Below are 16121 nucleotides of genomic sequence, written 5' to 3'. Positions count from 1 at the left end.
CGGCTTTTCTTGACGACCCACCCAAAAGAAGTACTGGATATTCACAACGCCGCACTGTAACAGGATGGCGATCAACCCGAGGTCATCTATTTGCCTTATTTGAACCACAGGGGATGGGCAAAGAGGCCAAGCAATCTCGGATCGGAACCGCGGTTCGACAGTGGATTTCAGGAGACGGATTTCGTTATGATGTTCAACACAGCCAGATCAGCGCGCGCGGCCATGTCCGCAATCGCCTTCACCATCGCCGCGTCCGGCGCCGCCCATGCGCAGCAGGCTGCCGCACCGGATGCGCCGCCGCAGGGCTGGTTCAAGACCTGCTCCAAGCAGGAAGACAATGACATCTGCACCGTGCAGAACATCCAGGTCGCGCAGAACCGCCAGATGATCATCGCCGTCGGCCTGATCTCGATCGAAGGCAAGATCAACCGCAAGCTGATGCAGGTCTCGGTTCCGTCTGCCCGTCTGATCCCGCCGGGGATCATGATGCAGATCGATGGCGGCAAGGGCCAGAAGATCGATTACGCGGTCTGCTTCCCGGATCGCTGCACGGCCGAAATCCCGATGACCGATGCCATGATCGCAGCCCTCAAGAAGGGCGGCGAAGTGGTCTTTACCTCGATCAACTTCCGCCGTGCGCCGAACCCGATCAAGCTGTCCCTGGAAGGCTTCACCGGCATCTACGACGGCGAGGCGATCAGCCAGAACCAGGCGCAGGAACGTCAGCGTCTTCTGGAAGAAGCCATGCAGAAGAAGAACGAAGAGAGCAAGAAGGCTCTGGAAGACGCGCAGAAGGCGGCCAAGGAAGGCCAATAATCCGCGCCTTCAACGCCAAGGTTTTACAAGAAAAAGGCCCGGATCGCTCCGGGCCTTTTTTGCATGGGGTCATCTGACCGTGGTCAGTGGGTGAAATTGGCCTTGGGCCGATAACGGCCGGCCTGTTCCTCGACGAAGATCTGCTCGACATGCGGGTTTCGAAGCGGTTCGCCGCTGCCGTCATGCTCCAGGTTCTGCTCCGAGACATAGGCCACGTATTCCGTCTCGGAATTTTCCGCCAGGAGATGGTAGAACGGCTGGTCTCGATCAGGACGAACGTCGGCGGGGATAGCGTTCCACCACTCTTCCGTATTGGCAAATTCCGGATCGACATCAAACACGACGCCGCGGAACGGGAATAGCTTGTGGCGTACGACTTCGCCAATTCCAAATTTTGCGCTGCTTTGTTTCATGGTGCGATTTCCTTTCCTTCCATTATTTGGGAAAGATCGTGCAAAACATCAAGGGCTGTTGCGGGCGCGGTCATAATTCCGTCATGCACGCCGCCGCCACGGGATCGGCGCGGAGGCCAGGATCACGCCACCCATCACCAGCACGATGCCGGCCGCATGATAGGCCTCGAATCGCTCGCCGAGGAACATCACCGCCATGACGATCGAGATCGGCGGCATCAGGTAGAGCGTGATGCCGGCCAGCGCCGGGCCAAACACCCGCACCGCATGCTGGAAACAGTAGAAGGCGGCCAGCGAGGCAAACAGGATGATGCCGCAAAGCTTGACCCAGTCGTCGAGACTGTCGGGCCGCGGTGCCCCGGCCATCCACTCGATGATCGCCGGCGGCAGCAGCAGCAGGGCGCCGGACAGGGACAGCAGCCCGAACATCGAAAGCGGCCTGACCGTGGCTGTGGCGGGATGGCGCAGCAGCATCGAATAGATGGCAAAGGCGACGGCGGCCACCAGGATGCCGAGATCGCCGACATTGAAGCGGAAATGCAGCACGGCCATCAGGTCGCCCTTCAGCACGATCACCGCGACGCCTAGAAAGGCGATCGCCATGCCGACCAGTTCGCGCGCCGAGAGCTGTCGCCCCTGGAAGACCCGCTGGAACAGGATGATGAACAGCGACGATGTCGTGTAGATCAGCGTGGCATTCGAGGCCGTGGTCCGCGTCAGCGCCCAGTAGACCACCCCGCCGCAGATGCCCATGCCGAGAAAGCCGAGCATCAGCCAGAGGCCGGTATTCTGCCGCACGAAGGCAAGGGCTGCCCGGCGGTCGGCGATCACGAAGGGCAGGATGATCAGCGCAGCACCAGCCCAGCGGATCAGCGCCGTGGTATAGGGTCCGATTTCGCCGGTGATGCCGCGTCCGAAAATCAGATTGCTGGAGAAGAACACCGGGGTCAGGAAATACAGTGCCCAGTCCAGCGGCCGCGGCGCGCCACCATTGTTACTCATCAAATGAACCGATCTGCAGTGGGTGACGAAAGGATGATGCCCTCGGGCCAATGGAAGGATCCCTGAACTTTATCGCCCAGCGCTGCCAGCGCAAGCACTCAAGGCGTCGTGTCCCCGTTTCCTTGCGCCTGCCCACAATTCGCGCTACCTCATTCGGGGAATTGACATGGCGATGGCAGGAGCGACCGTGAGCAACACTGGCTGGGGCAGGGATCAACAACCGTCAAATACCGGCGGCGGCCGATCGTCCATGGGCCTTGTCGTTGCCGTCCTTGCCAGCCTCGTCGTGGGGGCCGGCGGCGGTTACGGCGCCCTGCGGCTGAGCGGCCAGGACAAGACCGAAGCCCTGCAGCAGGCAAGCACGGAGAAGGCCGAGCTGCAGAAGCAGCTGGACCAGGCCAAGGCCGATCTGGCTGCTCTGAGCGCCAGCGCCTCGAACGGCAATAGCACCGTCGCCGACCTGCAGGACCGCCTGGCGGAACGCACCCGCGAACTCGATCGGCTGAGCGAGAGCCTGTCGGCCGCAAGCGCGGCCCAGCAGAAGGAAGCCGACGCCCATCAGAAGCGCCTGGCGGCGCTTGCCACCGAGCGCCGCGATCTGCAGGCCACGATTGCCGCCCGGGAAAAGGCCCTGACGGCTGCGGAAACCCGCACGGTGGTGCTGGAGCAGAGGGTCGCCGAGCTCGCCACCCGGCTCCAGCAATCCGACGGCTCGGATCGGCAGGCCGCGCTCGAGCAGGCGCTGGCCGAAAGCCGCCAGCAGGCGGAGCGCGCCATTCGCCAGCGTGACACGCTGACAAGTGCCAATGACAAGCTGCAGAATCAACTGACCGCTAATGAAAAAAGGATTACCTCGCTCGAGCGGCAGCTCGCCGCAGCGCGCGACGCCTCGGGCGAGCCTGGCCGCGAGCCGCCACCGATTGAGGTCGAGCCTGGCCGCGAGCCTCCACCGGTTGAGGTCGAGCCTGGCCGCGAACCACCGCCGGTTGAGGTCGAGCCTGGCCGCGAACCGCCGCCGGTTGCGGGCGATCCAAAGCGCCGTCCGGAACGGCGGGTCATCGAGGCCATGGAGAAGACGCCCGGTCTCGACCGCCTGTCCAAGCCCGATTATGACCGGCTGAAGGCGGCCCTGGTCTCCGGTCAATGCGTCACGACAGGCCTGGAGGCCGTGTTCGACCGGGTACCGGTCATCACGCTGCGCAACCTGATGCGCGACCTGAAGAGCAAGTGCTAGCAACGATTGGGAGAGGTGACCACATGATCACGACAATGGCCAGACGGCTGCTGCTCACCGTCATCGCCGTGGGGCTCATGCCCCTTGCCGCGACCGCTGCGGATTTCGAGCGCAATATCATGACCGGCGGTCCAAGCGGCACCTATATTCGCTTCGGACGCGACATCGCCAATCTCGGCAAAGCCTGCGGCCAGACGCTGAATGTCGTTGAAAGCGCCGGGTCGCTCGAAAACTTCGTCGGCGTGCGCAATCGCCGCAACACCCAGTTCGGCATCGTGCAGAGCGATGTGCTGGAATATCTGAAGACCTATGAGGCCAATGATCCGGAGGTGCAGCAGGCGGTGCGCGGCGTGCGCATCATGTTCCCGCTCTACAATGAAGAGGTTCATGTGCTGGCCCGCAAGGACATCGGGTCCCTGAAGGATCTGCAGGGCAAGAAGGTCGCCGTCGGCAAGAAGGACAGCGGCACCTTCCTGACCGCCTCGCTGATGCTCGACATCCTGCAGGTAGGCTCAGTGGACCGGCTGCCGGACAATCCCGACCAGGCCCTGTCGAAGCTGCTGGCCGGCGAGATCGACGCCTTCTTCTATGTCGCCGGCGCACCCGCGGCGCTGTTTGCCAATGCCGACATCGACAAGCAGAAATTTCACCTGCTGCCGATCACCGACGCACCGCTGCTGGCCACCTACAATGCCGCCACTATTCCGGCCGGCACCTATTCCTTCATGGACCAGCCGGTCGACCTGGTCGCCGTCAAGGCCGTGCTGATGACCTTCGACTATGATCCGAAGCGGAACGCCTATCACCGCGACAGCTGCAAGACGGTCTCCGATTTTTCAAGCCTCATTCTCAACGGCCTGACCGAACTGGAAGAAACCGGCCATCCGAAATGGAAAGCCGTCGATCTGACCGCGCTGCCGCCCGGCTGGCAGGTCGGCAGCTGTGTGAAGGTTGGCCTTGCCGTCGACTACAAGCCGACCTGCACGGCTCCCGCCGCACCGCGGGCGTCCACCGATGCCAACGAGGAATATCTCAACCTGCTCAAGCAGCGCCTGAAGAAGTAGCGATAAAGCCATAAAAAGACGGCGATAAACCGATATCAAGTTTCAGAATTCAGGCAAAAAAGAACCGGCAGGAGCCTCAAGCGCCTGCCGGTTTTTTTGTGGTTTCAGAGGCGTTTGAAAGCCCCGAATTGGGCCGATCAGGCCGAGTAGTACATGTCGAATTCGACCGGATGCGGGGTCATGTCGTAGCGCATGACTTCCTGCATCTTCAGCTCGATGAACGAATCGATCTGGTCGTCGTCGAACACGCCGCCGGCGGTCAGGAACTTGCGATCCTTGTCGAGGCTTTCCAGCGCTTCGCGCAACGAGCCGCAGACGGTCGGGATCTTCTTCAGCTCCTTCGGCGGCAGATCATAGAGATCCTTGTCCATCGGCTTGCCGGGATGGATCTTGTTCTTTATGCCGTCAAGGCCTGCCATCAGCATGGCGGCAAAGCCGAGATACGGGTTCTGGGTCGGATCGGGGAAGCGCACTTCGACGCGCTTGGCCTTCGGATTGGAGCCGAACGGAATGCGGCACGACGCCGAACGGTTGCGGGCGGAATAGGCCAGCAGGACCGGTGCTTCATAACCCGGAACGAGACGCTTGTAGGAGTTCGTCGTCGGGTTGGTGAAGGCGTTGATCGCCTTGGCATGCTTGATGATGCCGCCGATATAGTAGAGGCAGCTTTCCGACAGGCCGGCATATTCGTCGCCGGCAAAGGTCGGCTTGCCGTCTTTCCAGATCGACTGGTGCACGTGCATGCCGGAGCCATTGTCGCCGAAGATCGGCTTGGGCATGAAGGTGGCCGTCTTGCCATAGGCATTGGCGACCTGATGCACGACATACTTGTAGATCTGCATCTTGTCGGCATTGCGCACCAACGTGTCGAACTTGACGCCGAGCTCGTGCTGGGCAGCGGCCACTTCGTGGTGCTGCTTTTCGACCGAGACGCCCATTTCGGACAGAACCGTCAGCATTTCCGAGCGCATGTCCTGGCAGCTGTCGATCGGCGGGACCGGGAAATAGCCGCCCTTGACGCGCGGACGGTGGCCGAGGTTGCCGGTCTCGTAATCCATGTCGTCATTCGACGGCAATTCGCTGGAATCGAGCTTGAAGCCTGTATTGTAGGGGTCGGCCTTGTACTTCACGTCGTCGAAGACGAAGAATTCCGGCTCCGGGCCGACGAAGATGGTGTCGCCGATGCCCGATGCCTTCAGATAGGCTTCGGCCTTCTTGGCGGTGCCGCGCGGATCGCGGTTGTAGCTTTCGCCGGAGATCGGGTCGAGAATGTCGCACAGGATGACCATGGTCGACTGGGCGAAGAACGGGTCCATGTGAACCGTATCGGCATCCGGCATCAGAACCATGTCGGATTCGTTGATCGCCTTCCAGCCAGCAATCGAGGAGCCGTCGAACATCACGCCATCAGCGAACATGTCTTCGTCGACACAGGAAATGTCCATCGTGACGTGCTGCAGCTTGCCCTTCGGGTCCGTGAAGCGCAGGTCGACGAACTTGACGTCGTTGTCCTTGATCTGCTTGAGAATATCATTTGCGGTCGTCATTTAACGTATTCCTTGAGTGAGATGACGATGTGGGACCCGGTTCCGATCGCGGAACCAGGGTCAGCTAGATGGCATCTATGCCTGTTTCGCCGGTGCGGATTCGAACGACTTCCTCCACGTTGGACACGAAAATCTTTCCGTCTCCAATGCGGCCGGTTTGGGCGGCGTTGCGAATAGCGTCGATAACGGCTTCCACATTTTCGTCAGCAAGCACGACTTCAACTTTAACCTTCGGAAGAAAGTCCACGACATATTCCGCGCCGCGGTAAAGTTCCGTGTGACCCTTCTGACGGCCGAAGCCCTTGGCTTCCGTGACCGTTATGCCCTGCAAGCCGACCTCCTGAAGAGCTTCCTTCACTTCGTCGAGCTTGAATGGCTTGATGATCGCTTCGATCTTTTTCATGAGAAAATTTCTCTCCGCTTCCCTCATTATGGCAGGATTTCTACCCCGCTCGTCCTGCAATGATGCACGTAACGTGCCAAATTGGTCCGCGAAATGCGAGAATTATGCAAAAAACTCCGCGTCCCAACGCAATCTCGCTGAAACCCATGCAAAAGGCTAGAGCCATTTGCCTAATTTTTGTGAAGCCGAGGTGCATCTGTCCATCCGTTCACAATTCCTTCGGGCCGCCTGCCGAGATGTCGAGATTTGCTGTATTAAATATAGGCAGGTGCATAAAATATGCCCTGATATGACGTGATATCAGCCGTTGTCTTCCGTCTCGTTTTTGCGTCTAGTACCGGCATGAAACCAGAGCTTCGTACTCTCTTGCTGACCCCCGATGCCATGGCCGCCGTGGATGCCGCCGCGGCCGCCTCCGGCATCGATTCGTTCGGATTGATGGTCAAGGCCGGCGAGGTGGTGGCGGCGACCGCCTTGCGGCTTTATCCCGGCGCTGTGCGTTTTGTGGTTCTCTGCGGGCCGGGCAACAATGGCGGCGATGGTTATGTGGCAGCCAGGGCGCTGGCCGCCTGCGGCGCCACTGTCGCCATCCACCACCTTGGCGATCCCGCCCGCCTGACGGGAGATGCGCAGAAGGCCTACCGGCGCTGCGGCGTCATCGGCCATCCGCTCGAGGCCTATCAGCCGCTTGCCGGTGACGTGGTGATCGACGCAGTCTTCGGCGCTGGCCTTGCCCGTGACGTGCCGGCCGCCATGGCGGATCTTGTCGAGCGTATTGCCGCGGCCGGCCTGCCGGTCATCGCCGTCGACCTGCCGTCCGGTCTGGACGGCCGCACCGGCCTGGTCCGCTGTGCTGCCGTCCGCGCCACCCACACCGTGACCTTCATGAGCCGCAAGCCGGGCCATCTGCTGCTGCCCGGCCGCGACCTGTGCGGTACGGTCGAGGTCTATGACATCGGCATTCCCGCCCGCCTCGTGGCGGCCCATGCCGGCGCCATGTCGGTCAACCATCCGAGCATCTGGGGACGGTCAATCCCGCAAGCCACCTCTGACAGCCACAAATACCGCCGCGGTCATCTGACCGTGTTTTCCGGCGGATCCGCCGCCACCGGTGCTGCACGGCTGTCGGCGATGTCAGGCTTGCGGGTCGGCGCAGGCCTGGTGACGCTCGCCTCGCCGCAGGAGGCGATGGCGGCCAATGCCGCCCAGACCACCGCAGTGATGGTCAAGCCGGTCGATGATCTCTCCGCGCTCCAGGCCTATCTGCAGGATGGTCGCCGCGGCGCCTTTGTGCTGGGTCCCGGTTTCGGCGTGGGCGCGCACGCGCGCGATTTTGCCCTGGCCCTGAAGGATCGCCTGCTGGTTCTCGATGCCGACGGCCTCACGGCCTTCAAGGAGGATCCGCAATCGTTGTTTGCCGCCTTTGCCGGCGGCGACGCCCGTCTGGTGCTGACGCCGCACGAGGGCGAGTTTGCCCGGCTGTTTGCCGATCTGGCCGCTGACGCCTCTCTCGGCAAGGTCGACAGAGCCCTGGCCGCCGCGGCCCGCGCCCATGCGGTCGTGGTCTACAAGGGTGCCGATACGGTGATCGCCGCCCCTGACGGCCGTGCCCTGATCAACGACAATGCCCCGCCATGGCTTGCCACCGCCGGCTCCGGCGACGTGCTGGCCGGCATGATCGGCGGATTGCTGGCCCAGGGCGTGCCGGCCTTCGAAGCGGCCGCAGCCGGCGTCTGGCTGCATGGCGAGGCCGGTCAGCGGGCCGGCGAGGGCCTGACCGCCGAGGATCTGGCCGCCGTCGTCAAGCCGTTTTCGGCTCTGGTGCATCTGCCGGGTCGGACATAGCCCGCAACGGCCGTGACAGCTACCCGACAGAGGTCTGCAGCAGCCGCGCGCCGTTCGGCGCATTGACCTTGCCGCCGCTGATGAAGAAGGCGAAGACATCGCGCGGCTTCTTGTCGGCCTTGCGGGCAGGGGCGATCAGCGTCAGGTCGTCGGGCACACCGCCCGCGGCATAGGTCTTGAACCGTTTTGCCCAGGCGTCGATCTCGGCGGGCGGATAGCAGCTCTCGACATCATCGCTGCCCTTCTGCAGGCGGGAATAGACGAAATCCGCCGTCACATCGGCAAACATCGGATAGTCGTGATGGTCGGCACACACCGCCGCCACATTATATTTCGCCAGCATGTCGATGAACTCGGGCACGCAGAACGATTCATGCCGCGGCTCGACCACATGGCGGAGCGGAATGCCATCCTGGCTTTTCGGCAGCATGGCCAGAAAGGCCTCGAAATCCTCCGGCTCGAACTTTTTTGTGCCCATGAACTGCCAGAGGATCGGGCCGAGATGCGGACCCAGTTCGCTCAAGCCCTGGCCGAGAAACTTTGCCATACTGTCGCCGGCCTCGGCCAGAACCTTGCGGTTCGTCACATAGCGGCTGGCCTTCAGCGAAAAGACGAAATTCTCCGGCACCTCTGAGGCCCATTTGGCAAATGTCGCCGGCTTCTGGCTGGAATAATAGGTGCCATTCACCTCGATCGCCGTCAGTTCCCGGCTGGCAAATTCCAGCTGTTTCTTCTTCGTGAGTTTGTCAGGATAAAACGTGCCTTCCCAGGGCTCGAAGGTCCAGCCGCCGATGCCGGTGCGGATTGTGCCTGTGGTCATGAAATGCCTCCCGTTGAAATGCCTTGTGCGATTGGCTAATGTAAAAGACGTTATGGAGCGGACAATGACAATCGTCACCCTTCACCAGGCCGAGACCGAACTGTCCAAACTCGTCGCCCGCGTCGAAGCGGGCGAGGAAATCGTGATTGCGCGCGGCGCTGAGCCGGTGGCGAAACTGGTGGCGATCCAATCGCCGAAACACCCCGTTCGCGGTTATGGCCGCTTGGCGCACCTGCGCGACAAGATTCCGTCGGATCTGTTCCTCCAGCCGATGTCCCAGGATGAGCTTGACGCCTGGGAAGGCAAATACTCCTTTCCCGGTGACAACGGCGAATGAGTTTCCTGATCGACACCCATGCCTTTCTTTGGTGGGTGTTGGCAGACCCAACTCTGAGTTCCAAGGCCAAGGCCGCCATCGATGACGGAAATGCTGCCCGCTATATCAGTTCCGTCACGGCCTTTGAAATTGCCAACAAGCTCCGCCTTGGAAAACTGGAATTCGCCAGAGAGATTGTCGAAAATTTCGATACGGTTCTCCGCGAAGCCAATTTTCTAACCCTTGACGTCACGCCCTCCCATGCCCTCCTGGCCGGCCGATTGCCCGGCGATCACAAGGACCCGTTCGACCGGCTGCTGGCCGCCCAGGCCAGCCTCGACGCGCTGGTCCTGATCAGCGCCGACGGGGCCTTCGACGGCTTTGACATCGACAGGCTCGGGTAGCGACGGATCACTCCGCCGCTTCCACCTTCTTCATCGGCCGTCGCTCCAGCAGGCCTTTGAGGAACTGACCGGTATAGGAGCGCTCCTCCTTGACGATCTGCTCGGGCGTGCCCATGGCCACGATTTGACCGCCGCCGTCGCCGCCTTCGGGGCCGAAGTCGAGGATATAGTCGGCTGTTTTGATCACCTCGAGATTATGCTCGATGACCACGACGGAATTGCCCTGGTTGACCAGTTCCTGCAGCATTTCCAGAAGCTTGGCGACATCATGGAAATGCAGCCCGGTGGTCGGCTCGTCGAGGATGTAGAGCGTGCGGCCGGTCGAGCGTTTTGACAGTTCCTTGGCGAGCTTGACGCGTTGCGCCTCGCCGCCCGACAGCGTATTGGCCTGCTGGCCGACCTTGATATAGCCGAGACCCACGTCGAACAGCCCCTGCAGCTTGTCGCGCACCGCCGGCACGGCCGAGAAGAACTCGACCCCTTCCTCGACCGTCATATCCAGCACGTCGGCGATCGACTTGCCCTTGAAGGTCACATCCAGCGTCTCGCGATTGTAGCGCTTGCCGTGGCAGACGTCACAGGTGACATAGACATCGGGCAGGAAGTGCATCTCGATCTTGATGACGCCGTCGCCCTGGCAGGCCTCGCAACGGCCGCCCTTGACGTTGAAGGAGAAGCGCCCCGGCTGGTAGCCGCGGGTTTTTGCCTCGGGCAGGCCGGCATACCAGTCGCGGATCGGCGTGAAGGCGCCGGTATAGGTGGCCGGGTTGGAACGCGGCGTGCGGCCGATCGGCGACTGGTCGATATCGATCACCTTGTCGATGAATTCGAAGCCGTCGATGCGGTCATGCTCGGCCGGGTTTTCCCGCGCCCCCATGACGCGCCGCGCCGCCGCCTTGTAGAGCGTCTCGATCAGGAAGGTCGACTTGCCGCCGCCGGAAACCCCGGTCACCGCCGTGAAGACGCCGAGCGGTATCGCCGCCGTGACATTTTTGAGATTGTTGCCACGCGCGCCGACCACCTTGATCTGCTGGCCCTTCTTCGGCTTGCGCCGGGTTGCCGGCACGCTGACCCCCAGCTCGCCGGAGAGATATTTGCCGGTCAGGGATTTCGGGTTGGCCATGATCTCGGCCGGCGTGCCCTCGGCCACCACATGGCCGCCATGGATGCCGGCGGCCGGGCCGATATCGACCACGTAATCGGCGGTCATGATGGCGTCTTCGTCATGCTCGACGACGATCACCGTATTGCCGATATCGCGCAGGTGCTTCAGCGTTTCCAGCAGTCGCGCATTGTCGCGCTGGTGCAGGCCGATCGACGGCTCGTCGAGCACGTAGAGAACGCCGGTCAGGCCCGAGCCGATCTGCGACGCCAGCCGAATGCGCTGGCTTTCGCCGCCCGACAGGGTGCCGGAATTGCGCGACATCGAGAGATAGTCGAGCCCGACATCGTTGAGGAAGCGCAGCCGCTCGCGGATTTCCTTGAGGATACGCACGGCGATCTCGTTCTGCTTGTCGGTCAGCGTTGCCGGCAAAGTCTCGAACCAAGTGCCGGCATTGCGGATCGCCATTTCGGTGACCTGGCCGATATGCAAGCCGTTGATCTTGACCGCCAGCGCCTCCGGCTTCAGCCGATAGCCTTTGCAGGCCGGGCAGGGGGCGGCCGACATGAAGCGTTCGATCTCCTCGCGGGCCCAGGCGCTGTCGGTCTCCTTCCAGCGCCGCTCCAGATTGGGAACGATGCCCTCGAATGTCTTGGTGGTCGTGTAGGAGCGCGCCCCATCGGCATAGTGGAAGTCGATCTTGTCTTCCGTGCCATGCAGGATAGCATGCTGCGCGGCTTCCGACAGGTCCGACCAGCGGTTCGACATCTTGAAGCCGAAGGCCTTGCCCAGCGCTTCCAGCGTCTGGTTATAGTAGGGCGACGAGGATTTCGCCCAGGGCGCAATCGCCCCGTCATTCATGCGCCGCTCCGCTTCGGGAACGATCAGCGCCTCGTCGATCTTCTGCTGGCTGCCGAGCCCATCGCAGGACGGGCAGGCGCCGAACGGATTGTTGAAGGAAAATAGCCGCGGCTCGATTTCCGGAATGGTGAAGCCGGAAACGGGGCAGGCGAATTTTTCCGAAAACATCACCCGCTCATGGGTGTCGTTCAGCGACTTGTTGGCCGAGCCGCCGGCCGAGGTGTCCGATGCCGGCAGCGGCTTGTCGGCAAATTCGGCGATCGCCAACCCGTCGGCGAGCCTGAGGCAGGTCTCCAGGCTGTCGGCCAGCCGCGAGGCGATATCCGAGCGCACCACGACGCGGTCGACCACCACGTCGATATCGTGCTTGTATTTCTTGTCGAGCGCCGGCACGTCGGCAATCTCGTAGAACTGCCCGTCGACCTTGACGCGCTGGAAGCCCTTCTTCATCAGCTCGGCGAATTCCTTCTTGTATTCGCCCTTGCGGCCGCGGATCATCGGCGCCAGGATGAACAGCCGCGTGCCTTCCTCATAGGCCAGTATCCGGTCGACCATCTGGCTGACGGTCTGGCTCTCGATCGGCAGGCCGGTGGCCGGCGAATAGGGAATGCCGACGCGGGCAAACAGCAGGCGCATATAGTCGTAGATTTCGGTGACCGTGCCGACCGTCGAGCGCGGATTGCGCGACGTGGTCTTCTGTTCGATCGAAATGGCCGGCGACAACCCGTCGATCTGGTCGACATCCGGCTTCTGCATCATCTCGAGAAACTGCCGCGCATAGGCCGACAGGCTCTCGACATAACGACGCTGCCCCTCGGCATAGATCGTGTCGAAGGCCAGTGACGATTTGCCGGATCCCGACAGCCCGGTCATCACGATCAGCGAATTGCGCGGCAGATCGAGATCGATCCCCTTGAGATTGTGCTCGCGGGCACCGCGGATGGAAATGGTCTTCAGTTCGCTCATGGATAAGGCTCGTATGGGAGGAGGTCAGTCCTTATTTAGTCATGGGAACGCCCCTGTCGAGGCGCAATGCGCGTTTGTCGGCCGAAATCGCTGGGAGTCGTCGATTCGGTTGACAGGATGATAGCGAAAAGCTAGAACATACCAAGAACATTTTTCGCTGTGGATGACGAAGGAACGACGGCCACGCAGCGACCGTTATGGTTTAAGGTGGGAAAAATTCTGTTTTGAGACGCCGTCGATGGGCGGCAGCAAGGTGAGTGTTATGGCTGGCAGCGTCAACAAGGTAATTCTGATCGGCAATCTCGGTGCGGACCCGGAAATCCGCCGCACCCAGGACGGCAAGCCGATCGCCAATCTGCGCATCGCCACGTCGGAAAGCTGGCGGGACCGCAATACCGGCGAGCGCAAGGAAAAGACCGAATGGCACACCGTGGTGATCTTCAATGAAGGTCTCTGCAAGGTCGCCGAGCAGTATCTGAAGAAGGGCGCGACGGTCTATATCGAAGGCGCGCTGCAGACCCGCAAGTGGCAGGACCAGAGCGGCCAGGATCGTTACTCGACCGAAATCGTCCTGCAGGGCTTCAATTCGACGCTGACCATGCTCGGCGGTCGCGGCGACGGTCAGGGCGCTTCGCGTGGCGGCGGCGATTTTGGCGGCAGCTATGGCGGCGGCGGCGACGATTACAGCCAGGCCACGCCGGCCCGCGGCGGCGGCAATGCATCGCGCGGCGGCGCCAGCGCTCCTCCGGCCGGCAATTTCTCACGCGATCTCGACGACGACATCCCGTTCTGATCGGGGCGGTCACACTTCGGGACAACCGCCCTGGCGCGTCGGATGACCTTGGTCGTCTGGCGAAACTCGGTATGATGATCTTATTCGGCCACCATGATTGGCATGCTTATTGCAAGTGATTATCCTTGTTTTCAAACGAGGATTTTTCATGAGACATATTGGCCCAATCGTGACCGCGCTCGGATTTTTGAGCGCGGCTGCACACCCAGTTACTGCCGCGCCCCTGCTGGATGACAAGCCGCGCATTGCGGTGATGTCGGCTTTCGAGCCCGAATGGCAGGTGTTGCTGAAGGTCTTGCAGGACCCGCAGGAGCATGTGGTGCACGGCCGGCGCTTCGTGACCGGCTCGCTCAATGGCAAAGACGTGGTGCTGTTCCTGAGCGGCGTCAGCATGGTCAACGCCGCCATGACCACCCAGCAGGCAATTGACTATTTCGACATCACGGCGATCGTCTTTTCCGGCATCGCCGGCGGTGTCGATCCTTCGCTTTCGATCGGCGATGTCGTCGTCAGCGCGCAATGGGGGCAATATCTCGAGGCGATCTTTGCCCGGGAGACTGAGAAAGGCACGTTTGCCATTCCGCCGTTCCTCGATACCCAGTTCCCCAATTTTGGGATGATCTATCCCAATGAAAGCGAAGTGGTGCGCGACGGCTCCACCGAGCCCGAAGACCGCTTCTGGTTTCCGGTCGACGGGAAGCTGCTGGAGACGGCGCGCCAGGTGGCGGGTAAGGTCACTTTGGAAAAATGTGCCGGCGCGGACAAATGCCTGTCCCATCAGCCGAAAGTCGTGGTGGGTGGCAATGGCGTGTCCGGTCCGGCCTTCGTCGACAATGCGGCATTCCGGGAATTCACCTTCAAGACGTTCGAGGCGCAGGTGCTGGACATGGAAAGTGCGGCCACAGCCCATGTCGCCTATAGCAATGGCGTGCCGTTCATCGCCTTCCGCAGCCTGTCGGACCTGGCCGGCGGCGGCGAGGGGGAAAACGAAATGGGCGTCTTCTTCGCGCTGGCCTCGGCCAATTCGGCCAGGCTGGTCCAGGCCTTCCTGGCAGCACTACCCTGATCTGGTAACGGATCGCCCATCCTCGAACAGGGGCGGGCGGCTCCTTTTTCCGCCCATTGCCGAGGGGAAACAGACCCGCTCGGCAATGGGGGACGCCTGAATGCAAAGTCTCGGACTATTATGGCCTTGGCTTCTCCAATTGCCACCTCAGATTGGCTTTGACGGCGGGCCATTCCGACGGGATGATCGAATAGACGGCGGTATCGCGGATGGTGCCATTCGGCATCACCATATGCGAGCGAAGCACGCCGTCGAGCTTGGCGCCGAGCCGCTCGATCGCCCGGCGGCTTTGATGGTTCATGAAATGCGTCCTGAACTCCACGCCGATGCAGCCAAGGCTTTCAAAGGCATGTTGCAGCAGCAGCAGTTTGCATTCGGTGTTGAGCGGGCCGCGCTGCATGGACTGGCGATACCAGGTCGAGCCGATTTCAACTCTGCGGTTTGCCGCATCGATGTTCATATAGCTCGTCATGCCAACGGCTTTGCCGCTTGCCATGTCGACCACGGCGAACGGCAGCATGGAGCCGCTGGCGCGAAGCCTGAGCCGCCGTTCGATCTCGGCGGCGACGGTGGCCGGCTCCGGCACGATCGTGTACCAGAGGCGATGCAGCTCACCGTCGCCGGCGGCTTCATAAAGGTCGTCATGATGCGCCATCGTCAGGGGTACGACGGAGACGTAATCGCCTTCAACCGTGAAAAGATCCGGCCAGACTGACATTCAGAACACTCCAATATTGTGTTTCGTTTGGATGGAAAGGGCCCGTTCAGGCAAAGGCGGATTTGACGCCATCGACGACGAACTGCACGGAGAGGGCCGCCAGAAGCACGCCGAGCAGCCGTGTCAGGATCGCCCGTCCGGTCATGCCGAGCAGGCGGTCGAGGCGGTCGGCGATCACCAAGGCGGCAAACACCAGGCCGAGACAGACGGCGATCACGCCGATCAGCTGGCTGCGCTCGACGGCGCCCGGCATGGCGCCGGCCAAAAGGATGGTGGCGGAGATGGCGCCCGGCCCGGCGATCAGCGGCAGGGCGAGGGGAAAGACCGCGAGATTGTGGATGTGGTCCTTGGTGATGGCATTGTCGGTGGTCTTTTCCTTGCGCTCCTGCCGCTTCTCGAAAATCATCTCGAAGGCGATGTAGAACAGCATGACGCCGCCGGCGATGCGGAAGGCGCCCATGGAAATGCCGAGCAGGCCGAGCACGCTGGCCCCGAACACGGCAAACATCGCCAGGATGGCAAAGGCGATCACCGAGCCGCGCACCGCTACCTGGCGGCGCTGGGCGCGCGACATGCCCTGGGTCAGGCCCAGGAACAGCGGTGCCAGGCCCGGCGGGTCGACGGTGACCAGGATCGTCGTGAATGCGTTGATCAATGCTTCGGCACCTGCCATGGTCCACCCTCTGCCCGATCGCCAAAGCCTGCCGCTTGAACATCGGCACTGGCTCCATTGTGGAGCCTGCGACCAGCC

16 protein-coding genes are annotated in these 16121 nt (G+C 61.8%); 8 read left to right on the top strand and 8 right to left on the bottom strand.

The annotated features are described in order from the left end of the window. Positions 1 to 186: 186 nt before the first annotated feature. On the top strand, positions 187 to 816 hold the full coding sequence (locus tag HGO38_RS14750) for an invasion associated locus B family protein (RefSeq protein ID WP_250956659.1): 630 nt from the start codon (positions 187 to 189) through the stop codon (positions 814 to 816). A gap of 83 nt (positions 817 to 899) precedes the next feature. Here the strand turns inward: HGO38_RS14750 and hspQ are convergent, their stop codons facing one another. Both hspQ and HGO38_RS14740 read right to left on the bottom strand, forming a co-directional pair. After that, entirely contained in the window at positions 900 to 1229 is a 330-nt protein-coding gene (hspQ, locus tag HGO38_RS14745; protein WP_250956658.1) for a heat shock protein HspQ, read from the bottom strand. Between the two features lie 81 nt (positions 1230 to 1310). Continuing rightward, positions 1311 to 2231, bottom strand: a complete 921-nt coding sequence (locus HGO38_RS14740) for a DMT family transporter (RefSeq protein WP_250956657.1) — start codon at positions 2229 to 2231, stop codon at positions 1311 to 1313. A gap of 187 nt (positions 2232 to 2418) precedes the next feature. Here HGO38_RS14740 and HGO38_RS14735 point away from each other — a divergent pair, with 187 nt between their 5' ends. Both HGO38_RS14735 and HGO38_RS14730 read left to right on the top strand, forming a co-directional pair. Continuing rightward, on the top strand, positions 2419 to 3465 hold the full coding sequence (locus HGO38_RS14735) for a hypothetical protein (RefSeq protein WP_250956656.1): 1047 nt from the start codon (positions 2419 to 2421) through the stop codon (positions 3463 to 3465). Between the two features lie 23 nt (positions 3466 to 3488). After that, a complete protein-coding gene (locus HGO38_RS14730; RefSeq protein ID WP_250956655.1) occupies positions 3489 to 4529 on the top strand; it encodes a TAXI family TRAP transporter solute-binding subunit in 1041 nt (346 codons plus the stop codon). 137 nt (positions 4530 to 4666) lie between these two features. Here the strand turns inward: HGO38_RS14730 and glnA are convergent, their stop codons facing one another. Beyond that, positions 4667 to 6076, bottom strand: coding sequence for a type I glutamate--ammonia ligase (glnA, locus tag HGO38_RS14725; protein ID WP_250956654.1), 1410 nt, complete (start codon positions 6074 to 6076; stop codon positions 4667 to 4669). Between the two features lie 64 nt (positions 6077 to 6140). Then, the gene (locus HGO38_RS14720) at positions 6141 to 6479 is read right to left on the bottom strand and encodes a P-II family nitrogen regulator (RefSeq protein WP_006727717.1); all 339 of its coding nucleotides are present in this window, start codon (positions 6477 to 6479) and stop codon (positions 6141 to 6143) included. Between the two features lie 342 nt (positions 6480 to 6821). Here HGO38_RS14720 and HGO38_RS14715 point away from each other — a divergent pair, with 342 nt between their 5' ends. Beyond that, complete coding sequence (locus tag HGO38_RS14715) at positions 6822 to 8324, top strand: NAD(P)H-hydrate dehydratase (RefSeq protein ID WP_250956653.1); 1503 nt, start codon at positions 6822 to 6824, stop codon at positions 8322 to 8324. Positions 8325 to 8343: 19 nt separating this feature from the next. Here the strand turns inward: HGO38_RS14715 and HGO38_RS14710 are convergent, their stop codons facing one another. Continuing rightward, positions 8344 to 9144 carry a DUF72 domain-containing protein gene (locus tag HGO38_RS14710; RefSeq protein ID WP_250956652.1) on the bottom strand — a complete coding sequence of 267 codons (801 nt, stop codon included), beginning with the start codon at positions 9142 to 9144 and terminating at the stop codon, positions 8344 to 8346. A 64-nt stretch (positions 9145 to 9208) separates the two neighbouring features. Between HGO38_RS14710 and HGO38_RS14705 the strand changes: the two genes are divergently transcribed. Together HGO38_RS14705 and HGO38_RS14700 are read left to right on the top strand one after the other, a co-directional pair. Continuing rightward, on the top strand, positions 9209 to 9481 hold the full coding sequence (locus tag HGO38_RS14705; RefSeq protein ID WP_250956651.1) for a type II toxin-antitoxin system Phd/YefM family antitoxin: 273 nt from the start codon (positions 9209 to 9211) through the stop codon (positions 9479 to 9481). After that, positions 9478 to 9864 carry a type II toxin-antitoxin system VapC family toxin gene (locus HGO38_RS14700; RefSeq protein ID WP_250956650.1) on the top strand — a complete coding sequence of 129 codons (387 nt, stop codon included), beginning with the start codon at positions 9478 to 9480 and terminating at the stop codon, positions 9862 to 9864. Before HGO38_RS14705 ends, HGO38_RS14700 begins: the two co-directional genes overlap by 4 nt. Positions 9865 to 9871: 7 nt before the next feature. Here HGO38_RS14700 and uvrA read toward each other — a convergent pair whose 3' ends face one another. Continuing rightward, positions 9872 to 12793, bottom strand: a complete 2922-nt coding sequence (gene uvrA / locus HGO38_RS14695; protein WP_250956649.1) for an excinuclease ABC subunit UvrA — start codon at positions 12791 to 12793, stop codon at positions 9872 to 9874. 262 nt (positions 12794 to 13055) lie between these two features. Between uvrA and HGO38_RS14690 the strand changes: the two genes are divergently transcribed. Continuing rightward, positions 13056 to 13586, top strand: coding sequence for a single-stranded DNA-binding protein (locus HGO38_RS14690; RefSeq protein ID WP_250956648.1), 531 nt, complete (start codon positions 13056 to 13058; stop codon positions 13584 to 13586). 148 nt (positions 13587 to 13734) lie between these two features. Beyond that, complete coding sequence (locus HGO38_RS14685) at positions 13735 to 14652, top strand: 5'-methylthioadenosine/S-adenosylhomocysteine nucleosidase (protein ID WP_250956647.1); 918 nt, start codon at positions 13735 to 13737, stop codon at positions 14650 to 14652. A 118-nt stretch (positions 14653 to 14770) separates the two neighbouring features. Here the strand turns inward: HGO38_RS14685 and HGO38_RS14680 are convergent, their stop codons facing one another. Then, positions 14771 to 15370, bottom strand: coding sequence for a GNAT family N-acetyltransferase (locus HGO38_RS14680; RefSeq protein ID WP_250956646.1), 600 nt, complete (start codon positions 15368 to 15370; stop codon positions 14771 to 14773). 46 nt (positions 15371 to 15416) lie between these two features. After that, positions 15417 to 16043 carry a MarC family protein gene (locus HGO38_RS14675; RefSeq protein ID WP_250956645.1) on the bottom strand — a complete coding sequence of 209 codons (627 nt, stop codon included), beginning with the start codon at positions 16041 to 16043 and terminating at the stop codon, positions 15417 to 15419. Positions 16044 to 16121 lie beyond the last annotated feature (78 nt).

This window comes from Rhizobium sp. CG5 (genome assembly GCF_023701945.1).
GTDB lineage: Bacteria > Pseudomonadota > Alphaproteobacteria > Rhizobiales > Rhizobiaceae > Allorhizobium.
This window is presented reverse-complemented; position numbering and strand designations above follow the sequence as displayed.